At 68.2% G+C, this 20,878-nt stretch carries 17 protein-coding genes; 5 read left to right on the top strand and 12 right to left on the bottom strand.

Translation table 11 applies throughout. The features are described 5' to 3' along the window. Positions 1-121: 121 nt before the first annotated feature. Positions 122-517 carry a c-type cytochrome gene (locus ACT541_RS18920; RefSeq protein ID WP_476138655.1) on the top strand — a complete coding sequence of 132 codons (396 nt, stop codon included), beginning with the start codon at positions 122-124 and terminating at the stop codon, positions 515-517. Positions 518-557: 40 nt separating this feature from the next. Here the strand turns inward: ACT541_RS18920 and ACT541_RS18925 are convergent, their stop codons facing one another. From ACT541_RS18925 to traA, 4 genes are read right to left on the bottom strand one after another with little or no spacing between them, the layout of a single operon-like run. Next, positions 558-1,199, bottom strand: coding sequence for a lysozyme family protein (locus tag ACT541_RS18925; protein ID WP_476138656.1), 642 nt, complete (start codon positions 1,197-1,199; stop codon positions 558-560). Positions 1,200-1,213: 14 nt separating this feature from the next. Next, a complete protein-coding gene (locus ACT541_RS18930) occupies positions 1,214-2,449 on the bottom strand; it encodes a conjugal transfer protein TraB (protein WP_476138657.1) in 1,236 nt (411 codons plus the stop codon). Further along, positions 2,370-2,903 carry a conjugative transfer signal peptidase TraF gene (gene traF, locus ACT541_RS18935; RefSeq protein ID WP_476138658.1) on the bottom strand — a complete coding sequence of 178 codons (534 nt, stop codon included), beginning with the start codon at positions 2,901-2,903 and terminating at the stop codon, positions 2,370-2,372. The genes ACT541_RS18930 and traF overlap by 80 nt, the downstream gene beginning before the upstream one ends. Further along, complete coding sequence (gene traA, locus ACT541_RS18940; RefSeq protein WP_476138659.1) at positions 2,900-6,208, bottom strand: Ti-type conjugative transfer relaxase TraA; 3,309 nt, start codon at positions 6,206-6,208, stop codon at positions 2,900-2,902. Before traA ends, traF begins: the two co-directional genes overlap by 4 nt. A gap of 249 nt (positions 6,209-6,457) precedes the next feature. On the opposite strand from traA, the gene traC reads away from it, so the two are divergent. From traC to ACT541_RS18960, 4 genes are all read left to right on the top strand, one after another. Beyond that, complete coding sequence (gene traC / locus ACT541_RS18945) at positions 6,458-6,730, top strand: conjugal transfer protein TraC (protein ID WP_476138691.1); 273 nt, start codon at positions 6,458-6,460, stop codon at positions 6,728-6,730. Between the two features lie 4 nt (positions 6,731-6,734). Next, positions 6,735-6,950: a type IV conjugative transfer system coupling protein TraD gene (gene traD / locus ACT541_RS18950; protein WP_476138660.1), complete on the top strand. Its 216-nt coding sequence runs from the start codon at positions 6,735-6,737 to the stop codon at positions 6,948-6,950. Beyond that, positions 6,937-8,901 carry a Ti-type conjugative transfer system protein TraG gene (gene traG, locus ACT541_RS18955; RefSeq protein WP_476138661.1) on the top strand — a complete coding sequence of 655 codons (1,965 nt, stop codon included), beginning with the start codon at positions 6,937-6,939 and terminating at the stop codon, positions 8,899-8,901. Before traD ends, traG begins: the two co-directional genes overlap by 14 nt. 68 nt (positions 8,902-8,969) lie before the next feature. Next, positions 8,970-9,209 (top strand): WGR domain-containing protein, encoded by a 240-nt coding sequence (locus ACT541_RS18960; RefSeq protein ID WP_476138662.1) that lies wholly within the window; start codon positions 8,970-8,972, stop codon positions 9,207-9,209. A gap of 59 nt (positions 9,210-9,268) precedes the next feature. Here the strand turns inward: ACT541_RS18960 and ACT541_RS18965 are convergent, their stop codons facing one another. From ACT541_RS18965 to ACT541_RS19000, 8 genes are all read right to left on the bottom strand, one after another. Next, on the bottom strand, positions 9,269-9,469 hold the full coding sequence (locus tag ACT541_RS18965; protein WP_476138663.1) for a hypothetical protein: 201 nt from the start codon (positions 9,467-9,469) through the stop codon (positions 9,269-9,271). 287 nt (positions 9,470-9,756) lie between these two features. Further along, positions 9,757-10,083, bottom strand: coding sequence for a DUF736 domain-containing protein (locus tag ACT541_RS18970; RefSeq protein WP_333825688.1), 327 nt, complete (start codon positions 10,081-10,083; stop codon positions 9,757-9,759). Between the two features lie 554 nt (positions 10,084-10,637). Further along, entirely contained in the window at positions 10,638-11,708 is a 1,071-nt protein-coding gene (locus tag ACT541_RS18975) for a DMT family transporter (protein WP_476138664.1), read from the bottom strand. A gap of 62 nt (positions 11,709-11,770) precedes the next feature. Beyond that, on the bottom strand, positions 11,771-13,135 hold the full coding sequence (chrA, locus tag ACT541_RS18980; RefSeq protein ID WP_476138665.1) for a chromate efflux transporter: 1,365 nt from the start codon (positions 13,133-13,135) through the stop codon (positions 11,771-11,773). An 11-nt stretch (positions 13,136-13,146) separates the two neighbouring features. Then, positions 13,147-13,965 carry a chromate resistance protein ChrB domain-containing protein gene (locus tag ACT541_RS18985; RefSeq protein WP_476138666.1) on the bottom strand — a complete coding sequence of 273 codons (819 nt, stop codon included), beginning with the start codon at positions 13,963-13,965 and terminating at the stop codon, positions 13,147-13,149. Between the two features lie 231 nt (positions 13,966-14,196). After that, positions 14,197-15,123 (bottom strand): DUF2493 domain-containing protein, encoded by a 927-nt coding sequence (locus ACT541_RS18990; RefSeq protein ID WP_476138667.1) that lies wholly within the window; start codon positions 15,121-15,123, stop codon positions 14,197-14,199. Between the two features lie 299 nt (positions 15,124-15,422). Next, complete coding sequence (locus ACT541_RS18995; RefSeq protein WP_476138668.1) at positions 15,423-16,460, bottom strand: DUF7146 domain-containing protein; 1,038 nt, start codon at positions 16,458-16,460, stop codon at positions 15,423-15,425. Further along, positions 16,460-20,773, bottom strand: a complete 4,314-nt coding sequence (locus tag ACT541_RS19000) for a strawberry notch-like NTP hydrolase domain-containing protein (protein WP_476138669.1) — start codon at positions 20,771-20,773, stop codon at positions 16,460-16,462. Before ACT541_RS19000 ends, ACT541_RS18995 begins: the two co-directional genes overlap by 1 nt. Between the last annotated feature and the right edge of the window lie 105 nt (positions 20,774-20,878).

The following is a 20,878-nucleotide window of genomic DNA, read 5'->3' on the forward strand; positions in this document are numbered from 1 at the left end:
GCAACCAAGCCCCGATCGTTCCGCGCCCCGAACGATCCCTGCGAGAGAGGCCGGCGGGAAACCGTCGGCCTCGCCTCTCCCCCGCGATCCTCCCCGGACCATTCGAAGACGGACACTCGACATGAAGCTGCTCATCTCCACCCTCGCCGCCCTGACCCTCCTCTCGGCGAGCGCGCTCGCCGCCGACCCGGTCGCCGGCGAAAAGGTCTTCGCCAAGTGCAAGGTCTGCCACGCCATCGGCGAGGAGGCGAAGAACAAGGTCGGCCCGCAGTTGAACGGCATCGAAGGTCGCAAGATGGCCTCGATCGCCGACTTCAAGGGCTACGCCGCCGATCTGAAGAAGATGGGCGAGGACGGTGGCATGTGGACCGCCGCCAATCTCGCCGTCTACCTGAAGGACCCGAAGGCGTTCAACCCCGGCACCAAGATGGCCTTCGCCGGCATCAAGGACGAGACCGAACTCGCCGACGTGGTGGCCTACCTCTTGCAATTCGGCCCGACCGGCGCCAAGAAGTAACCCGACTCGGTGGTGAAGAATCAACAGGGCACGGTCGAAATCACCGCCTTCGATCGCGCCCGCCCCCCGTCAGATCGATCCGCATCTCGGCTCGACGTGGATCCTCCTCGTTCAAACGCGGATCAGGCGAACGAACCTCACCCGGCGCGCCAGTGCGAACCGGAGACTTGCCCGGCGGAGGACGCCTGAGCTCGTCTTCGGGCGATTGCGGGCGGTCCCGATCCGTCACCCTCAGCTGTCCCGGATCGGGTTCCAGAAACACCGCCTTGCCCTCGAAGGTTCCGGTCCGCCAGGCGAGGATGGCGTCGTCGAGCGCTTCCGGCACGGCCGCGCCGTACCACTTCACCACGATGCGCCAGACCTTGCCGAAGAGCGCCGTGCCCATCCGCAGGTTGGCGCAAGCGTCGAAGAGATCCGCCCCGATTTCGGAAGGATCCTTCACTCCGACACCTGCCGGGAACCGAGTGACGCCGACGCGCACCTCGGCCTCGCCGACGAAGCGGCGAACGAGCACCAGGGCCTCGTCCGACGTCTTCGCTGGCGGCACGAGGATGACACCGTTTCCGGCCCGGATCGACACGGCGAGCGGGTCGGCCGTCCCAACCTTCGCGAGAAACCTCTCGACGATCGCCGGTTTCAGCGCCGGATCGGCGCAGGCGTGAATGAGCGCGGCATCGAACATGCGCCTCTCCTGTCTCAGCGGTTGAAGGAAGCGATGAGCGGTAGCCCGAAGAGGCGGGCCCAGGCGGTGCTGCTCGACTTCTGGATCGCGGCGATGTCGGTGCCGGCGGTCCACCAGCCGTTGCCGATCGCGACGACCAGATCCGGCTTCTGCGCCACCGACTGCAGGATCAGCCAGACGAGGAGCTGCTCGTAGCAGACGAGCGGCGCGACACGTCGGCCGCCGATCCCGGCGACGGACGTACCGAAGAGATCGGCCCGGGCTCCGCCCGGTTCGCCGAACCAGTTCCGCCACGGCTGCCACATCGACACGGGCACCGGCATTCGCTGCCGATGGGCAATCCGGGCGCCGTCCTGGTCGATCGCCACCACGGCGTTGTCGTAGCCGTCGCGGTGGACGATGGTCGCCCCGGCGACTACCTCGACGTCGAGATTCCGGAGCCGGCTGCGCCAGAACGCTCCGACGGTCGGCGTCCAGAGACCGAGCGCGTTCTCGGGGAGGACGACGACCCGAGCGCCGGCAGCCGCTGCCGCACGCACCTCCGCGATCAGGGCTTCGTGCGGGTTCATGTCGAAGTCTCGCCCGAGCGCACGGCCTAAGTGCAGATCGAGGCCGACCCATCCCTGAAGCCCCGGCGGCTCGGTCCAGGTCACGGTCGACCACACCATCGAGCCCGCGAGCCCCATCAGAACGACCGACCACGCACGTGTCGTCGCAGCGAGCATGAGCGCCGCCGTCGCAGCAAGCCCCCACCATCCCCACGACGGGAACAGAATGCCGGCGGCAGTGATCGGATGGGCCCAACCGACGATGCCGAAGGGAGGTACCGCCATCAGGATCGCGGCGACGGCGTAGCGCACCACCCTCCCCCATCCCGGCCGGCTCGACCAGAGCCCGGCATGGACGCCGACGAAGGCGAGCGCGGCGCCGATCCACAGAGCGGCGCCCAACAGGACGCTCGTTCCGAAGAACGTGGCGACGCCCTGCGGCAGTCCCCGCGATGCCGCGAAGAAGTAAGCCGCCGCGACCGTCGCCGCCGTCCACCTCGACCGCGACAGCCCCCACAGCGCCGGGAAGACCAACGCCAGCGGCAACATGCGCGGGTCGCCGTTCCACCCGACCATACCGGCGGTTTCCGCCGCGACGACCAGCGCGACGGATCGCGCGGTCTCACGGAGCGAAGGTGAGAACCGGCACGGCATGGCCGAGAACACCATCGGCCGGAACCGGCCCAAAATATCTCGAGTCATAGGAACCCACGAAGCTGGAGTGGAGATAGAGGTGGCCGGCCGGCACGACCCCGCCCGACCAGGGTGCGAGCGCCCTGCCCTCGCTGTCGACCGAGCGAACGTCGGAATGTTCGAGTGGTCGCCCGTCGATGGTGATGGAGCGACCGACCTCGACGTGCTGTCCCTCACGGGCGGCGACGATCTTGATCAGGGGACCGACCCATCCGGGGCAGAGACCCCGGCGGAGATAGCCGCGCGCCGCCGCCAGTTCGAAGGCCGTGTTGGGCGGCGGGCAGACGAAGACGAGATCGCCGACGGTCACCGGACGATCGAGCGGCACGATCCGCCACAGACCGAGCGGATGGCTCGGCGTCGGATTGAGGCGGAGGCCGCCCCATCCGCCGCCGATCACTACGAGGGTGGCGAAGAGACCGCCGGCGATCAGGACGAGATGTGGCCTTCGGCTTCTGGTCATTGCAGGACCTGCCCCGACTTCTGCGCCCGGCGAAGCGCCTCCGCCTGCTTCATGGCCAGCACCGTCCGCTCATGGGCGGCGAGCTGCTGCGCCAATCTCATCGTCGGCCAGGCCGATGCCAGTTGGTCACGCTGAGCAGGGGACAGGCCCGACGCCAGCTTCTCGAAGATCGGACCGATCGGCTCCTTCGCCCTGTCGGCAAGGAAGGTCCGCTCGCCGAACCGTTCCGTGACCGCCTTGGCGAACCCGTCGATCTCGGCCTTGGCCATGCGGTCGGCGAGCGCGAACTCGAGCGCCGCCGGCAGGTCGTTGCGGTCGATGGCGTCGCGCACCCGCTCGAGCACCCGGGCGGCTTCGGCCGACAATGCCGGAATATCGAGCGCCGCACGTTGCCGGATCGCTCGTTCCTCGGCCTCGAACTTCGTCTCGGCTTCTGCGCGCAGGCCTAGCCAGCGTTCGAGGTCGCGCCTCAGGGCGGGCGCATTGACCTCGGCACGGCGACGGTCGTCCCGGTCGGACTTGCTCGTCAGCAGCCCGGTCTTGCCGCGCAGGACCCCGAAGGTCTCCGGTCGAGTCGCCAGACGCTCCAGCGTCGTGGTCGCGACCATTGGGTCCCTCGTCATCTTGTCGAGATCGAGCGCACGGAACGCCGCCTCTGGATCGGCGAAGACGAGGCGGAAGCGGTTCGTCACCTCCTCCCACTGTTTCCGGACGCCGGGGGTGGCGAGAACCCGGGTCTCGATCGCAGAGCCGAGCGTCTCGGTGAACGTGGTGATGCCGGCGACCATCGGGCGCAGCTCCTTCTTCACGGTGTCTTCGGGGGAGTGCAGGCGGGTGGCGAGACCGAGCTCGCGGCCGAGAGCGGCGAGGCGTCGGCCGAGGTCGGCGAGGCGTTGCTTCTGCCGGATCGTCCACTCGATGCGATCGCGTACCAACGTGCGAGCGACGCGGACGAGGTGCAGGCCACGCGCCTCGGCGAACCGCAGCGCTGGCCCATAGAAGCCACCACGGGCGTAGTCGAGCGTCGTCTCCTTCGCCCGTCGCTGCGACAGGATCGTGTCGAGGCCGCCCACCTTCTCGAAGGATCGCCGGCCGTAGTAGAGGGTCGCATCCTCGCGATGGCGCGTCATCGCCACGTAGGCGAGATGCCGGTCGAGCGACAACGTCGCCAGCACCTTGACCCGGTCGACGGTCGCCCCTTGCGCCTTGTGGATCGTCGTTGCGTAGCCGTGGTCGACGTCGGTATAGAAGCGCTGGTCGACCTCGACCCGGCGGCGGTTGGCGCCCTCGCCGATCTCGGCGGTGAACCGCCGGGCCTCCGCCACGACGATCTTGCCGATCATGCCGTTCTTGACGCCGAGCGATCCCTCGTTCCTCAGGAATACGATCTGATCGCCGATGTCGAAGCGCCGCTCGCCGTCCCCGGTGCGGAAGAGGTGACCCCGGCCGACGAGGGCGCGCTCGACCAGCTTGGCGCGTGCCATGTCGTTGAGGGTACGGACGTCACGGCGCAGATGAGCGAGGATCAACGTCGACTTCGTCGGATCATGCTCGCGGTTCCAATCGGCGATCAACGACGCGATCGCCTCGGCCTTGAATGAGGCCCCGACGATCTTGCCCTCGGCGCGGTAAGCGGCGAGCGCATCTGCGATGCGGCCACGCGCCAGATCGAGCGACGCCTCGCGCATCCACGGCTCGCGCTGGCGATGAATGGTCTCGAGCTCGGCGTAACCGATGCGCTCGGTCAGCGCGCGGAAGGCGGCGCCGGCCTCGATCGGTTGCAACTGATCGGGATCGCCGACCAGCACCAGCTTGGCCCCAGCCTTCGCCACCGCTTCGACAAAGACCGCCATCTGGCGCGACGACACCATGCCGGCCTCGTCGAGGACCAGCACCGTCTTCGCGTCGAGCAGGTCCCTCCCCTTTGCCCAACGCAGTTCCCACGACGACAGCGTGTGAGAGGCCATGCCGGCTTCCGTCTCCAAACCCTCGGCCGCCTTGCCGGCTAGCGCCGCGCCGACAACACGGTAGCCAGCGGCTTCCCAGACCTCGCGCGCCGCCTTCATCATCGTGGTCTTGCCGGCGCCGGCGCGGCCGACGACCGCGGCGATCCGCTCGGACGAGGTGACGTGTTCGATCGCCGCCCTCTGTTCCGCCGAGAGCCGAGTGTGCCGCTCGAAGACTGCCGCCCGCTCCGTCCCCTTCACCTCGAAGCCGGCGGTGTTCGCGAGGTGTGTCGCCCGGCGCGCCATCTCCGCCTCGAGCCGGATCAGCTCGCGCGTCGTGTAGCGAGACGGCGTCCGCGCTCCGCTCTCGAAGTCGATCGTCTCGGTCTCGAGCCGCAGAACCTCCGGGCTCTGCAGGATGCGAGCGAGAAGAGTCTCGAAGGTCGCTGCGTTGTCGACCCAGCGATGGAGGATCTTGGCAACGTCGCGTTCATCGAAGACGCTCTTCTCCCGTGAGATCAGGTCGAGGACGATCTCGGGGCGGCGCTCGATGCGTCGGGCATTCTCGGCGCGACGGTCCTCGAAGGCCCGCAGTCGTTCGAGTAACGGTCCCCTGCCCTCTCCACCCTCCTTGCGCTCGATCGCCCTCGCCGCCACGCCGACGTGGGAGGTCGGGGCGAGGTCGAGGCCGCGCTCCGCGTAGGAGCGACCGTCGACGCGCACGTCGAGACCGGCGAGCGCCAGATGCCGGTTCTGGAGGTCGAGCCAAGCCTGACGCTGCTCTAGGAACTCGGATCTGTCGCCGGACCACAGCCGATAGACGATCTTCCCCGCCGCATTGCGCAACGGTCGCCCGTCCTCACCGGTCACCGCCACCTTCTTGCCCCCGAAACCGTCCTCGGTCAGCGGTCGCAACGTGGTCATCAGGTGGACGTGCGGATTGCCCGGATCGTCGTGATAGACCCAGTCGGCGACCTGCCCGCGCGCCAGCACCTGTGTCTCGACGAAGGCATCGACCAGGGCGATGTTCTGTTCTCTCGAGAGCTCCACCGGCAGGGCGACGATGAACTCCTTGGCGAACTGCGCATCGGTTCGCTTCTCGAAGGCCTCGACGCGGTTCCAGAACACCTCTGAAGAGCCGGCCACCGAGCGATCGGCGACGAGTACCCTCGTCCAGGCCGGGGCATTCGGCGGCAAGAGGAACGCCTCGTGGATCATGCCGCGCTTGCCGGTGTAGTCGACGGTGCGGGCCTCGGCCTCGTGCTCCATCCGGGCGCAATGGCGATAGGCCGCCGCCAGCACGACGCTACGACCGCCGCCGCGGCCGATCAGCTGGGGAGTGAAGTGGGTGATGGCCACGGCGGTCGAGATCCCGGAGATGAAACGCACATCGGGTTCGTCGGGAACGGCCGGAGCCTCGGGCCATCGAGCAGCACGTCGCGCCTCGCGACGTATTACTGCGCCCTTGGAGCCGTTCTCGTCGAACGGCGGGATGATCTCGAAAACCGTCGGGTCTGCCGACCCGGCGTTTTTGCCGGGGTGCGCTTCGCGCCTGCTCGGAAGAGTCTCGTTCGATCACGAGCGATCGAACGAGAAGGACCAGAACCCATGAAGAAGCCGTCGTCGAAGATCCGCGACGAGATCGCCCGACTGCAGGAGCAGTTGAAGGCGGCCGAGACGCGCGAGGCCGAACGGATCGGCCGATTGGCGTTGAAGGCCGGTCTCGGCGAGATCGCGATCGACGACGCCGAGCTCGTCGCCGCCTTCGAAGCATTGGCGGCGAGGTTTCGGACGAGAGGAGGTGGCAAGCACGAACGGCCCGTCGCGATGCCGGCGCCGATCGCGGTTGGCGCGCCTCAGAGCCGCAATGACGAGGGCTGAACGGATGAACCGATCGAGCCAGTCCGAGGCACGAAAGAAGGACACCCGCGAGAAGATCCAGCTCGGTGGCCTGATCGTCAAAGCCGGCCTGCGGTGGGAGAAGCGGGCGCTCCTGCTCGGCCTTCTGATCGATGCCGCCGCTCGCCTGAAACACGATGCCGTCGAGCGCGAGCGATTGATCGCCGTGGGCACGGAGGCCTTCGGCGATGACCCCGACTAGGATCGCCCTGTTCATCACACCGCTCGTGCTGATGGTCGCCGTCTGCCTCGCGACCTCGGGGGCTGCGACGTGGATTGCGGCTTTCGGCAAGACGGAGGCGTCGCGGCAGATGCTCGGACGGATCGGCCTCACCCTCCCCTACGCACTCGCGAGCGGCATCGGTGTCGTCGTCCTCTTCGCCGCGAACGGTGCTCGCGCGATCCGCGCCGCCGGTTGGGGCGTCGTGGCCGGGGCCTCCGTGATCGCCGCCCTCGCCGTCGTGAGCGAGGTGACGCGCCTTCAGAATGTCGCCGATCTCCTGCCGGCCGGACGTTCGCCGCTCGCCCTGATCGATCCCGCGATCGGAGTCGGGATCGCGATCGTCGCCCTCTGTGGTGTCTTCGCTCTGCGCGTGGCGTTGCGCGGCAATGCCGCCTTCGCGTCCGCCGTGCCGCGCCGCATCCGTGGCAGCCGCGCCGTCCACGGCGAGGCGGATTGGATGAGCCTCGCGGAAGCGGCGCGGCTCTTCCCCTCGACCGGCGGCATCGTCGTCGGCGAGTGCTACCGGGTCGACCGGGACGGCGCATCGGGCGAGGCGTTTCGCGCTCGCGATCCAGGAACCTGGGGTACCGGCGGCAGGGCCCCTCTCCTCTCGTTCGACGGTGGCTTCGGCTCGTCGCACGGCATCGTCTTCGCAGGCTCCGGCGGCTTCAAGACGACCTCGGTCACCGTGCCGACCGCCCTCAGATGGGGCGGCGGCCTCGTCGTGCTCGATCCCTCCAACGAGGTAGCGCCGCAGGTCGCCGACCATCGCCGCCGCGCCGGCCGCAGCGTCTTCGTGCTCGACCCCAAGACACCGGAGATCGGCTTCAACGCCCTCGATTGGATCGGGCGGTTCGGCGGCACGCGCGAGGAGGACATCGCCGCTGTTGCCGGTTGGATCGTCACCGACAATCCGCGCCTTGGTTCAGTCCGCGACGACTTCTTCCGCGCCGCCGCTCTGCAACTCCTCACCGCACTGATCGGCGACGTCTGCCTCTCCGGCCACACGGCCCCGCAGGATCAGACTTTGCGCCGTGTGCGCGAGAACCTCGCCGAGCCGGAGCCGAAGCTGCGCGAGCGATTGCAGGCGATCTGGGATCGCTCGACCTCCGCCTTCGTGCGCGAGAACGTCGCCCCCTTCATCGCCATGACGCCGGAGACCTTCTCCGGCGTCTACGCCTCCGCGGCGAAGGAGACCCATTGGCTCTCCTATCCGAACTATGCCGCCCTCGTCTCCGGTTCGAGCTTCTCGACCGACGAGCTGGCGGAAGGCATGACCGACATCTTCATCGACATCGACCTGAAGACGCTCGAGACCCACCCCGGCCTCGCCCGTGTCGTCATCGGCGCACTGATGAACGCCATCCACAACCGCGACGGCCACATCGCCGGACGCACCCTGTTTCTCCTCGACGAGGTTGCTCGCCTCGGCTACCTCCGCATCTTGGAGACGGCGCGCGACGCCGGTCGCAAATACGGCATCACCCTGGTGATGCTGTTCCAGTCGATCGGTCAGATGCGCGAGGCCTACGGCGGGCGGGACGCCACCTCGAAATGGTTCGAATCCGCCTCGTGGATCTCGTTCGCCGCGATCAACGATCCGGAGACCGCCGACTACATCTCCAGGCGCTGCGGCGACACCACCGTCGAGGTCGATCAGGTGAGCCGCAGTTCGCAGATGTCGGGATCGTCGCGCACCCGATCGAAGCAACTCGTCCGCCGACCGCTGATCCTGCCACACGAGGTGCTGCGGATGCGCACCGACGAGCAGATCGTCTTCACCGCCGGCAATCCGCCGCTGCGCTGTGGTCGCGCCATCTGGTTCCGGCGCGAGGAGATGAAGGCGTGCGTCGCCGAAAGCCGGTTCGAGCGACGGAGTGGAGATGACGGAGCGGCCGGCACACGATCGACCGAACCATCGACGACGTGAATCGATCGCGTTCGATCGATTCCGAACTCTCGTTGGACACGCCGATGCGAGCGACGGAGACTCGCCTCATGACGCCCGAGCCCCTCCTCCTCCACCGCATCGATCCGACCCGCAACATGGCGCGCTTCTATCGCCTGTCGGTCGAGCCCAACCTCTTCGGCGGCGTCTCGCTCGTTCGGACCTGGGGGCGGATCGGTGGAGCATCTCGGACGAAGATCGAGATGTTCGACGCATCGGCCGCGGCTGCGACCTCGTTCACCGGAATCGCGCGATCGAAATGCCGTCGCGGGTACCTTCTCAGCCGATGATCAGGTGAACCGACGCGTCGATCGGCGCCTCCGGTCGCTCGAAACCGGTGACCACCGGCTCATTCATCCTCGGCGTCCGGCCGTCCTGCGCGGAGTGTCGCCCGAGCCGCGAGGCGAGCGGCTCGCGCCTTGGTTCGGGCGTCCTCGAGAGAGGTGGCCCCTTCGATCTCCGCGAGCGCCAACAGCGCATTCGAGAACGCCGTACGAAGCCGCAACGTCGCACTCACCAACTTCGCGGTTCGATCGATGTCGTCCGACATGGGTCCTCGTGGCTGCCTCTGATGATCGAGGGTCGCAACCGCAGGACCGCTCGTCAACCGACACCATGTCGGTTCTCGAGAACTGCGGCATTCGGGGCGCAGTGGGCTCCGGCTGGCCTTGCACGGGTGTGACGGCCTTGCCCGAAGCATCGACGAGAAAACTGGTGCTGCCCCGAGCAGCAGGTGGCGGTTCGATCGCCGGATCGACGAAGATCGGACCACAGGGGTCGTGTTCCCATTTATGGGTGAGAGGCCCCGGCCCGAAGGCCGGGACCTCGATCGGCGGCTCAGTCGCCGCGACGCCCGTTGGGGCGGGACCAGATCAGCGAGAAGGTGTCGCCGTCTTCGTCGTCGAAGAGGTTGGCGTAGATCGGAGCGTTGAAGCTCGGATCGTCGAGCTTGAGCCCGAGGTAGTCGCGGCCTTCGCCGGAGCGCTTGGACCAGGCGGCGCCGATCTCGGCGCGGCCGACCAGGACCCGGTGGCTCGGGGCGTTCTCGCCGGTGGAGCGCAGGTCGGGGACGATGCGCACGCCCTTGGCCTGGACGCTGAGGGTGACGATCTCGCCGGTGAATTCGTTCGAGCCGGTCTTCTTGAAGGTGCCGATGGTCGCCATTGAATTTCTCCGCTTTCCGTTTGCGAGCCCGCCCGTTGCGGCCTCGATGGCGATCGACCGGCCGGAGGCGACCGCCGCCGCACCCGCGAGGGCCGCAGCGTCAGCGGAGGACGGCGCAGGAGGGACTTTCTTGCCCCGCGAGGAATGGGTGAAACCCAGGGGAAGAAAGTCACGACGCGCCGTTGCGGCTTAGGCGGTCGAGGCGAAGCCGGCCTTCGGCCAGATCAGCCAGACGAAGAGGCCGTTCGGGGCGGGGTCGGACAGAATGCGTTGAAGAAGATGGTGGCCATCCCGGAACCGAGCAACCGATCCGATCGACGCCGGGAGCGACGACTCCGTTCAGGCTTCGGCAAAGAAAATATCCGTCAGGCCGGTTACTGGTCAGATGACCCTCTGCCCGCAGATGGGAGACACGCCGCTCAACGTCGCATGAAGGTTCCTCATGCCGTGCGACCGCGTACCGAGGTCGGCTCGAATTGAACCGTTTCTCGCCCCGCCGTCCCGAATTGACATCTCGACGAAGCCGGCGCTCGACAACTGGCGGATACCGCCGCTCAATGGCCGTGCCGATGGTGGAGATCGGGATAGTGGACGTGGGCGTGGATCAGCGGCGCGTGCCGATGGACATGCGAGTGTGGTTCGCTCGCCGGCCCGTCGTGGGCATGGTCGTGATGGTCGTCATGTGAATGGACATGGTCGTGTTCGATCGCATCGTGGACATGATCGTGCTCGTGGCGCTCGGTCAGATGCAGCCACAGGCCAATCGCCATCAGAAGGGCCGCGATCCCGAGCCGCAGCGTGATCGGCTCACTGACGACGACGACCGCCAACACCGCGCCGATGAAGGGGGCGAGCGAGAAATAGGCGCCGGTCCGCGCCGATCCGAGATGGCGCAGCGCTCGGATGAAGAGAACGAGGCTGACGCCGACGGCGAAGAAGCCGAGCAACCCCGCGAGCGCGATCTGCATCGGCGGCGGCAGCGTGCTACCGGTCCCCGAAGCGAGCCCGATGTTCACCGATCCGGCGACGAGGCCCTTCCAGATGGTGATGCGAACCGGGTCGGCCGCCGAAACCCGGCGTGTCAGGTTGTTGTCGATCCCCCAGGCGAGGCAGGCGCCAGCGACGAGGAGCCCACCGAGGTCGAGCGAGACGCCATGCCCGGTCCAGGACAGGACGACCGCGCCTGCCAGGATCGCGGCGGCGCCGACAAGCAGTTGCCGATCGACGTTCTCGCGAAAGACAACCCAGGCGATCGCCATGGTCGTGAGACCTTCGAGATTGAGGAGCAGCGCGCCGCTCGAAGCCGTCGTACGGGCGAGGCCCGACATCAGCAGGACCGGGGCTATGACGCCTCCGGCGAGGATCGCCGCAGCCAGCCAGGGCAGATCCGCGCGGGAGATCGCCGCCTCTTCGTCCCGTTCTGCGCCCGACAGGCGACGTGACGCTTCGACGACCGCAAGGCCGACGCCGGCGCCGAGATAGAGCAGGCCGGCGAGCATGTATGGCGAAATCTCGGCAAGGAGCAGCTTCGCCAGAGGTGGCGCTGCGCCGAAGAGCACCGCCGCGCCCAGCGCCAGCGGGACGCCGGGCCAGAGGTGGGCATGAGACGCGTCGTCGTGGTCCATCGTTCGCTCCCGAGCCGGCGCGGTTTCCGAGTGTGTCTCGACGGAGTGCCGAAGCCGGCTTCTCAGTGCAAGAGGGACACCGCCAGTCCGATCGCCCCGCATGCGGCGATCACCTCGACCACGCTGCGGCGGAAGCGGAAGAGGGCCACCGCAGCAGCGAGCGCGATCAGCGCCGAGATCCAGTCGAACCGCCCGCTCCATCCCTCGGGCCACAGCACGTGCCAACCGAAGAACAGGGCGAGGTTGAGGATCACACCGACGACCGCCGCGGTGATCGCGGTCAGCGGTGCGGTGAACTCGATGTTGCCGTGAGTGCTCTCGACCAACGGCCCGCCGGCGAGGATGAAGACGAAGGACGGCAGGAAGGTGAACCAGGTCACCAGCAGCGCCCCGGCCAGTGCCGCCACGAGCTTCGCCTCCGGCCCGAACGGCGCCTGCGTCCAGCCGCCGACGAAGCCGACGAAGGTCACCACCATGATCAGCGGCCCCGGCGTCGTCTCGCCGAGCGCCAGGCCGTCGATCATCTGGGTCGGGGTCAGCCAGCCGTAGTGCCCGACCGCGCCCTGGGTGACATAGGGAAGAACGGCGTAGGCACCGCCGAAGGTGAGCAGCGCCGCCTTGGTGAAGAACCAGCCCATCTGCGTCAGCGTGTGATCCCAGCCGAAAGCCGCCGTCAGGCTTGCCATCGGCGCCAGCCACAGCGCGAGCCCACAGACGGCGACCAGAGCGAGCCGGCCCCACGAGAAGCGGGCATGCGGCGGGGGCGGCGTCGTATCGTCGATGAGCGCCGCGCCGTGGCTCCTGCCCGCCGTCCCGTGCCCGCCGCCGGCGCGGAAGGCCTGCGGCAGAAGCCGGGAGCCGATCCACCCGGCCAGCGCCGCAAGGCCGACGAGGATCGGGAACGGCACGTCGAAGACGAAAATCGCGACGAAAGAGGCCGCGGCAATGCCCCACAGAACGCGGTTCTTCAAGGCCCGCATGCCGATCCGGTGGGGGGCCTGGAGGACGATCGCGGTGACCGCCGGCTTGATGCCGAAGAAAAGCCCGGCGACCAGCGGCACGTCACCGAAGGCGCAGTAGATCCACGACAGCGCGATCAGCACGAAGAGCGACGGCAGAACGAAGAGTCCACCGGCGACGATCCCGCCCCAGGTACGGTGCATCAACCAACCGATGTAGGTGGCGAGCTGTTGTGCTTCGGGTCCGGGCAGGACCATGCAGTAGTTGAGGGCATGGAGATAGCGCCGCTCGGAGATCCAGCGGCGCTCTTCGACCAGTTCGCGGTGCATCAGGGCGATCTGGCCGGCCGGGCCGCCGAAACTGAGGCAGCCGATCTTCAGCCAAAGGGCGGCGGCCTCGGCGAGGCTCGGGGCCGCCGGGGGTGCGGTGCGATCGGCGGGGACGGTCACGGTGTCGGTGTCGGTCACGCGGCCCGTCCTCACTTGGAACGCCGATCGGCGGGCCAGTCGTGGGTCTCCGCGACGGCGTCGCGGCACCAGCGATAGAGCGCGTCGTAGAGCGGCATGCTGGCGTCGAGTTGCTCGAGGTCGTCGCGATATATGCGCGAGAATCCGAGCGAGGTGGCGAGGAGGCCGGCCGCCTGCGGCGCGAGGTCGTGGCGGCCGGTGTCGGCGCCGCGGACGATCGTCGCCAGACGGGCGAGCGCCTCCGAGGCGAGGCCGAATTCGTCGAGCATCGTGTCGAAGGTGCAGCGCTCGCCGCGATGGCTCCAGAAGGCGCCGTCTATGTCGAAGGGGGCGGCTCCGAACTGCTCGGCGACGGCCGGCACTTCCGCCGCATCGACATAGAGGAAGACCGCGCGCCGATCGACGAAGCGGCGGATGAGCCACGGACAGGCGATGCGGTCGATCTTGGGGCGGGCGCGGGTGACCCACACGGTGCGCCCGTCGCCGTCGCGGGGCGGCAGAGCGGCCCGCGTGACCAGCGGAGCGCCCGCCTCCCGCCAAGCCTCGAAGCCGCCCTCCAGCGTCTCGGCGGCGATGCCTTCGGCGCGCAGCCGCGCGGCGGAACCCTGAGCGCGCTTGCCGCCCTTCTGGCAGGCCACCACCACCCGACGTCCGGCATAGAGCGGCGCCCAAGAAGCGACGGTGAGCGGATCCCGATGCTCTGCGGCGGGCAGCGAGCGCGGGTCTGCGGCCATGTCGTCGTCCATCCGCACGTCGACGATGGCTGGAGCGGCGGGAGTGCCGACGAGCCGAGCGAGTTGGGCGACGGAGATTTCGGTGTTGGAAGGCATGTGCGTCCATCCCTCTTGCAAGGTCGGTGGACGCGATCTTTGGGCCGAGGCCTCACGGGGTAGTCGCGCGAGACCCCCTGGGTAAAGCACTTAGCGCGGCGTGAACGCGCGAGCAAGATCACTGTCGAATTCACGGCGTTCTGAGCGTTCGATGAGTCGACCGTAGCGCGGGTGTAGATCGGTATCGGCCGAGGAGGCTGGGTATTCATCTGCGACTGAAAAGGGCAGCGCTCACGCGCCGCCCTTGCCGAACCGGTAGACCGGGATGCCGAGCTTGCGCGCCTTGTCGGCGAGGTTGTCCTGGATGCCGGTACCGGGGAAAACGACGGCGCCGATCGGCAACACGGCGAGCATCTGGTCGTTGCGCTTGAAGGGCGCGGCCTTGCCGTGCTTGGCCCAGTCGGGCTTGAAGGCGACCTGAGGCACCTTGCGGATGTCGGCCCAGCGAGCGGCGATCTTCTCGGCGCCCTTCGGGGAGCCACCGTGCAGCAGCACCATGTCGGGGTGCTTCGCGCGGATCTGATCGAGCTTGGCGAAGATGGTCGCGTGATCGGCGGTGTCGCCACCGGTGAAGGCGATCTTCGGACCCGCCGGCACCATCACCTCGGTCTCGGCGCGACGCTTGGCAGCGAGGAAATCGCGGCTGTCGACGACTGCGGCAGTGAGATTGCGGTGGGAGACCATCGATCCGACGTGCGGACGCCAGAATGAACCGGTGTGGCGTTCATGGTGCTCGGCGGCCTGGTCGCGCATCAGTTCGAAGGCGTCGCGGCGTTCGATCAGGGTCTGCCCTTCGGCGATCAACCGTTCCAGTTCGACCGAACGGACCTCGCTACCGTCCTGTTCGGACTGCGAGCGACGTTGCGCCGCCTCGTTCTCGTCGAGCTGGCCTTCGATCCGCCGGCAGGCGCGGTGGAAGAGATTGACGGTCGACCAGAGGAGATCGTCGAGGTCGGGTTCGAGGCGGGTGTCGGCGAGCGTCGAGATCAGGGCGTCGAAGATGTCGACGATGGCGCCGGCGACGCGGGGCACCTCGGGAAGCGGCCGAGGATCGGGCTCGTTCTGGAAGGGGCGCCAGCCGTAGAGCTGGAGTTCGGTGAGGAGACGATCGGTCGAAGAGGCGGCGTGATGGGGTTCGAAGTCGTCGTGCCCGCTCATGGGATGCTCCGTCGGTTGGACCGCGCCCTCGCGGCCTGATGGCGACGAAGCTCACGGGCGCGGACGGACCTGCACCCGGTGAAGCCACCGGGCCGAAGCAACGCGGAGGACGGCGAAGGACGGCGATCTTGCCTCGCGATGCAAAGCCCGGAGGGCGGCGGAAGATCGTCGGCCGCAGCCGTTGCCGGACCGTCCCGACCGTCGAGCCGATCGCCCTCTCGCAAGGCCGGGACGCGGTCCCACCCGAACTCCGGGCAGACCGGGAGCACGACGACGGTACCCCTTCCCTGCCTCGCCACTCACGCGATCCGGGCCATGAATCGCTCGGCATCCCCCGCGACGAGCTGCGGTCGGATCCAATCCCGCAGACTGTCGGCGCCGTAACGATTGAGATCTTCGTTGAAGTCCGCGAGCCGCGGCACCAGAATCACCCTCTCGATCCCAGCGGCCCTCGCCCGGTCGAGCAATCGCGTGCATGCGCCCTTCCCGGCCTGATCACGGTCGCGAAGCACATAGAGGCGGCGACAGGTTGCCGGAAGACGGACGGCCGCGAGGTGGGCCGCCGAGAGCGCGGCGATCGCCGGATGGAAGGGCAGCGCCTGTTGGAGCGAGAGCACGGTCTCAATGCCCTCACCGGCCGCCAGCACGTCGTCCACCACCCCGAACCTGACGGCGTTGCCGAGAAGGTTGCCCATCGCCTTCCTCGGCGGATCGATCGCGGCCTTGTCCGATCCATCGGCGGAAAGCCACGTGCGATGGACGCCGGTGATCCGACCGTAGAGATCGGTGACGGCAGCGATCAGCGCCGGTCGTGCTTCGGTCGGGCCGACGTCGGGTCGCCACCAGCAGCGAGGATGGAAGCGCAGGCATTCGGTGTCGGAGAGATCGGTGATACCGCGAGCGTGCAGATAGGTCTCGGCGATTGTCCCGGCGATCGGCTGCGACATGCGGAAAAGACGGCGGGCAGCCTCCACCGACCGCGTGGGTGAACGCCCTGCGTTCGGCCTCAGTGGTGAACATGCAAGCTCGCCCCGTGAATCCCCGAGAAACCTCCGCGCCTCGGCGACCACATCGGTGAAGCGGGTCAGCCCGAGCGCCTCGCGGATGACGTCGAGGAGATCACCGTATTCGCCGGTGGCGGCATCGCACCATTTGCCGGCAGGTCCACGGGCGTCGTCGAAGAGCCGAACGAACATCGAACGGCCGGGGGTGTTACGGGCGTCGCCGACCTGCCAGTAGCAGCCTTGTCGGCGACCGTTGGAAAGGTAGACCCGGCACACCGCCTCCGCACGACTGGCCAGACGATGCGCCATTTCTGCAGCTTCTTGCCGGGACATCACGAGGCCTCGCGCGCGGTGATGCGTCGGATCGGATAGGCCGCGAGGAGCCGAGCGAGAACATCTACCCCGCTCCGGTCGATGGGCACGAAGAAGCGGAGCTTCCAGGAGATGATCTCGGTGAAGAGGCCGTAGGTCCGTAGCCGCTCGCGCATCGCCTCGGTGAAGCCCACGAGCTCGATGCGGTTCGTCCCCATGACGCGCACCCGGCGGAGCTGGAGATCCTCTTCGAGATCGACGAGGGTCCGCCCCTCGATCAGAGCAGTATGGGCCGCTGCCGGCGAAAGCGTCGGGACACCCGTGGCGATCACGGTCGCGGCCCATCCTGGCGAGACCCGCCGGCCGGTGATGCGCTCGCCATCGTCGGTCTGGAGGCGATAGACCCGGGTCGACTCGTTCGGCAGCCGCTTCCACACCGGCAGCAATAGCCCGGCGACGATGTGGAGCGTGGTCTCGGTGAAGGGGGACGTCGCCAGCACCTCCTTCCGCCAGGCGAGCGCGAAGGTCTCCCGATCGGCCGGCTCCCACCTACTTTCGACCATTGAGGCGCGCGAGACCGACAAACTCTCCATCGGCCGGATCAGACGGACGCGTCGCTCGATCTCGCCGTCGTCGAGCATCAGCGACGGCGCCGGAACCTCGACGGCGGCGCGACCGGAGCGTTCGTTGACCAGCAACCGCGCGCCGTCGCGTCGGAGCAGGTCGGAGGCGTCGTCGAGCGACATCGGTCGATTGCGGCGGCGCTCGGTAAGCGTGAGCAGCCGGGTCTCGGCGCCGGTTGTCGGGTGGGTGTAGATGGTCGCACGATCCGTGACGACGAAGCTCTCCGCCGTCAACGTCTCCAGCCCGAGATCGTAGACACCGCCGGCGATCGCGCCTTGAACCCGCGCGTCGAGCAACTGCTCGAATGCGGTGAAGAGGATCGCCTGAAGATCGAGGGTCAGCGCCAAGAGGCGGTTGAGGAAGGTGGTGATCGGCGGCAGTTCGTCGCGAAGGCCGGTCTCGTCGGTGAGCCTCAAGCCCGTCGCCGTCTCGAAGTCGTGGAGCGAGCAGCCCTCGATCTTGCCTCGCGCGATCAACTGATAGAGCTGGCGCAACGCGTCGCGGGCGTAGACGCTTTCGAGATTGTCTTCGGGGCGGAACAGGCCCTGCCCGCCGGTCTGGCGCTGGCCGCGGGTGATGGCGCCGAGCGTGTCGAGCCGACGGGCGATGGTCGAGAGGAACCGCTTCTCCGCCTTCACGTCGGTGGCGATCGGACGGAACAGTGGTGGTTGCGCCTGATTGGTCCTGTTGGTGCGACCGAGCCCCTGAATGGCGGCGTCCGCCTTCCAGCCGGGCTCGAGCAGATAGTGAATGCGCAGACGTCGGTTCTTCGCCGCGAGGTCGGCGTGATAGCTGCGCCCCGTGCCGCCGGCGTCGGAGAAGACGAGAATGCGCTTGCCGTCGTCCATGAAGGCGGCGGTCTGGGCGAGATTGGCCGAGAGCGCGCGGGTCTCGACGACGAAGCGGTCGCCCTTGCGGACGATGCGGCGGGAGCGACCGGTCACCTCGGCGACCTTCTCGGTGCCGAAGCGCTGGACGATCTGATCGAGGGCTCCGGGCACCGGCGGCAGGCTCGCCAGATGCTCGATCAGCTCGTCACGACGCGCTACCGCCTCGCGGCTCTCGACCGGTTGCCCGTCACGATAGACCGGACGCGAGGCGAGGTTGCCTTCGCCGTCGGTGAAGGGCTCGTAGAGCTGAACCGGGAAGGAATGGGCGAGATAGTCGAGGACATATTCCCGTGGCGTGATGTCGACGCGGACGTCGTTCCACTCGTCGGTCGGAATCTCGGCGAGGCGGCGCTCCATCAGCGCCTCGCCGGTCGAGACGATCTGGACGACGGCGGCATGGCCCACCTCCAGATCACGCTCGATCGAAGCGATCAGCGTCGGCGTCTTCATCGAAGTGAGGAGATGGCCGAAGAAGCGCTGCTTGGCACTCTCGAAGGCGGAGCGTGCGGCGGACTTCGCTCGGGCGTTCAGCGTGCCCTCGGAGCCGGTGATGTTGGCGGCCCTCATCGCCGCATCGAGATTGCGGTGGATGATGGCGAAGGCGCCGGCATAGGCGTCGTAGATGCGGCGCTGCTCGTCGCTCAGCCGGTGCTCGAGCAGTTCGTATTCGACGCCCTCATAAGAGAGCGAACGCGAGGTGTAGAGACCGAGCGCGCGCAGATCGCGGGCGAGCACCTCCATCGCCGCGACGCCGCCGGCTTCGATCGCCTCGACGAACTCCGCCCGTGTCGCGAAGGGGAAGTCCTCACCGCCCCAGAGGCCGAGCCGTTGGGCATAGGCGAGATTGTGGACCGTGGTGGCGCCGGTCGCCGAGACGTAGACGACGCGGGCGTCGGGAAGGGCGTGCTGGAGACGCAGCCCGGCGCGGCCCTGCTGCGAGGGCGCGACGTCACCGCGCTCGCTCTTACCTCCGCCGGCGTTCTGCATGGCGTGGCTCTCGTCGAAGACGATCACCCCGTCGAAGGAAGACCCCAGCCAGTCGACGATCTGGCGGACGCGCGAGGCTCTATCGCCGCGCTCCTCGGAACGCAGCGTCGCATAGGTGGTGAAGAGTATGCCCTCGGAGAGGGTGATCGGCCGCCCTTGCGCAAACCGCGACAGCGGCGTGACCAGCAGGCGTTCCTGGCCGAGGGCCGCCCAATCGCGTTGCGCGTCCTCGATCAGCTTGTCGGACTTCGAGATCCACAGCGCCTTCCGCCGACCCTGCAGCCAGTTGTCGAGGATGATCCCGGCCGACTGACGGCCCTTGCCGGCCCCAGTGCCGTCGCCGAGCATGAAACCGCGGCGGAAGCGGACGACGCCTTCGGCGCCGACAGGCGCCGCCCTCACGACGTCCCAGGTCTCGTCGACCGTCCAGGAACCGGCGAGATGCCCGGCATGCGCCTCCCCGGCATAGATCACTGTCTCGAGCTGAGCCTCGGAGAGACGACCGCGGATGTCGGCGGGAACTCGCGGCCGGTAGCTCGGCTTCGGCGGGGCGACCGAGGCCATGGCGGCCGATTGCACCAGCTGGGTCGGGTGAAGCACGGCGCCGGGGATGCGGATCGACTGGAGGGTATAGTCCTCGTAGAGCGCCTCGGTCAGCCGGGTCCCCTCGGGCGGCGTCCAGTCGACAGTTTCGTAGGCGAGCTCGACACCCTGCGGTTCGGAAGACGTCGCCGCGGACGGGTGCGGCCGAGCAGAAATCGGGAGCGGTCGCCGCGCGCGAGGCGAGAGGATCGGCGGCAGAGGAGCACGGGTCGACGGCAACGTGGCGGGTCGGCGCGGTGGCACCTGCGTCTCGATCCAGGCCATCAACATCGCGACGTCGGGCGCCATGCCGACCGATGCGGGCAACACCGTCGGATCGTCAGCCGGAATTTTGTCGATCACGGTCAGTCGGGTCGGAAACGTCGTCCCGTGCCGGGCGAAGACCGACCCGGAGATTGTCGCGGAGAGGACGACGCGACCACGCTCCTGGAAGCGTACGAAGGCATCGCGCCACTCGGGGGTCTCCGGACCGACGGCGGCGCCGGTGATCGCGACCAACCGACCACCAGGAGCGAGGCGGGCGAGCGCAGAAGCGACGTGGCGGACGGCGGCATCGGCGACGCGGCCCGAAACCTGGGCCAGCGCCGAGAAAGGTGGGTTCATCACCACGACGGAAGGAAGGACATCCGGGTCGAGATGGTCGTCGATCTGCGCGGCGTCGAAGCGCGTGATCGGAGCCGACGGGAAGAGCGCCGTCAGCAGCTCAGCACGGGTCTCGGCGAGCTCGTTGAGGAGGAGCCGGCCACCGGCGATCTCGGCCAAGACGGCCATGAGCCCGGTGCCGGCGGACGGCTCCAGCACCAGATCGCCCGGTCCGATCGCGGCGGCGAGGACGGCGGCGAGTCCGAGCGGGATCGGCGTCGAGAACTGCTGCAGCGCCCGGCTCTCCTCCGAGCGGCGAGTGTGGGTCGGCAGAAGTGCGGCAATCTTCTCGAACGCGGCGAGCCGGGCGGCCGGCGTCGACGCCTTGCGGAAGAGGGCGCGACCGTACTTCTGCAGGAAGAGGACGGCCGCGACCTCCCCGGCTTCATAGGCGTCCTTCCAATCCCAGGCGCCAGCGGCATCGGACGCGCCGAAGGCCGCTTCCATGGCCTCACGCAAATGCCTGGTGTCGATCGGCTGGCCGCGTTCGAGTTGGGGCAGCAGCGTGCGTGCGGCGGCGAGGATCGCCGCAGCGGGCGCAACGGCTGATGCGGTCGCGGCATGAGAGGGAGACGGAATGACGTTCATCGGGAACCCCGAAGAGAGCGAGGGTGAGGTCTCCCGACCGGCGCTCTCTCCCTCCGCCCGGGTTCCCCTCGCCCCGGCAGCCCTCTTCCTCTCCTCGGCATCCCC

The organism is Pinisolibacter sp. DMC100, from assembly GCF_056313705.1.

Excerpts from the sequence above, each read along its gene's own strand:
- ACT541_RS18975 (WP_476138664.1), bottom strand. The coding sequence starts at position 11,708 with ATGGACCACGACGACGCGTCTCATGCCCACCTCTGGCCCGGCGTCCCG.
- traF (WP_476138658.1), bottom strand. The coding sequence starts at position 2,903 with ATGACCAGAAGCCGAAGGCCACATCTCGTCCTGATCGCCGGCGGTCTC.
- ACT541_RS19000 (WP_476138669.1), bottom strand. The coding sequence starts at position 20,773 with ATGAACGTCATTCCGTCTCCCTCTCATGCCGCGACCGCATCAGCCGTT.
- ACT541_RS18990 (WP_476138667.1), bottom strand. The coding sequence starts at position 15,123 with ATGAGCGGGCACGACGACTTCGAACCCCATCACGCCGCCTCTTCGACC.
- ACT541_RS18920 (WP_476138655.1), top strand. The coding sequence starts at position 122 with ATGAAGCTGCTCATCTCCACCCTCGCCGCCCTGACCCTCCTCTCGGCG.
- ACT541_RS18995 (WP_476138668.1), bottom strand. The coding sequence starts at position 16,460 with ATGTCCCGGCAAGAAGCTGCAGAAATGGCGCATCGTCTGGCCAGTCGT.
- ACT541_RS18930 (WP_476138657.1), bottom strand. The coding sequence starts at position 2,449 with ATGACTCGAGATATTTTGGGCCGGTTCCGGCCGATGGTGTTCTCGGCC.
- traC (WP_476138691.1), top strand. The coding sequence starts at position 6,458 with ATGAAGAAGCCGTCGTCGAAGATCCGCGACGAGATCGCCCGACTGCAG.
- ACT541_RS18985 (WP_476138666.1), bottom strand. The coding sequence starts at position 13,965 with ATGCCTTCCAACACCGAAATCTCCGTCGCCCAACTCGCTCGGCTCGTC.
- ACT541_RS18960 (WP_476138662.1), top strand. The coding sequence starts at position 8,970 with ATGACGCCCGAGCCCCTCCTCCTCCACCGCATCGATCCGACCCGCAAC.
- traG (WP_476138661.1), top strand. The coding sequence starts at position 6,937 with ATGACCCCGACTAGGATCGCCCTGTTCATCACACCGCTCGTGCTGATG.
- ACT541_RS18970 (WP_333825688.1), bottom strand. The coding sequence starts at position 10,083 with ATGGCGACCATCGGCACCTTCAAGAAGACCGGCTCGAACGAATTCACC.
- ACT541_RS18925 (WP_476138656.1), bottom strand. The coding sequence starts at position 1,199 with ATGTTCGATGCCGCGCTCATTCACGCCTGCGCCGATCCGGCGCTGAAA.
- traD (WP_476138660.1), top strand. The coding sequence starts at position 6,735 with ATGAACCGATCGAGCCAGTCCGAGGCACGAAAGAAGGACACCCGCGAG.
- ACT541_RS18965 (WP_476138663.1), bottom strand. The coding sequence starts at position 9,469 with ATGTCGGACGACATCGATCGAACCGCGAAGTTGGTGAGTGCGACGTTG.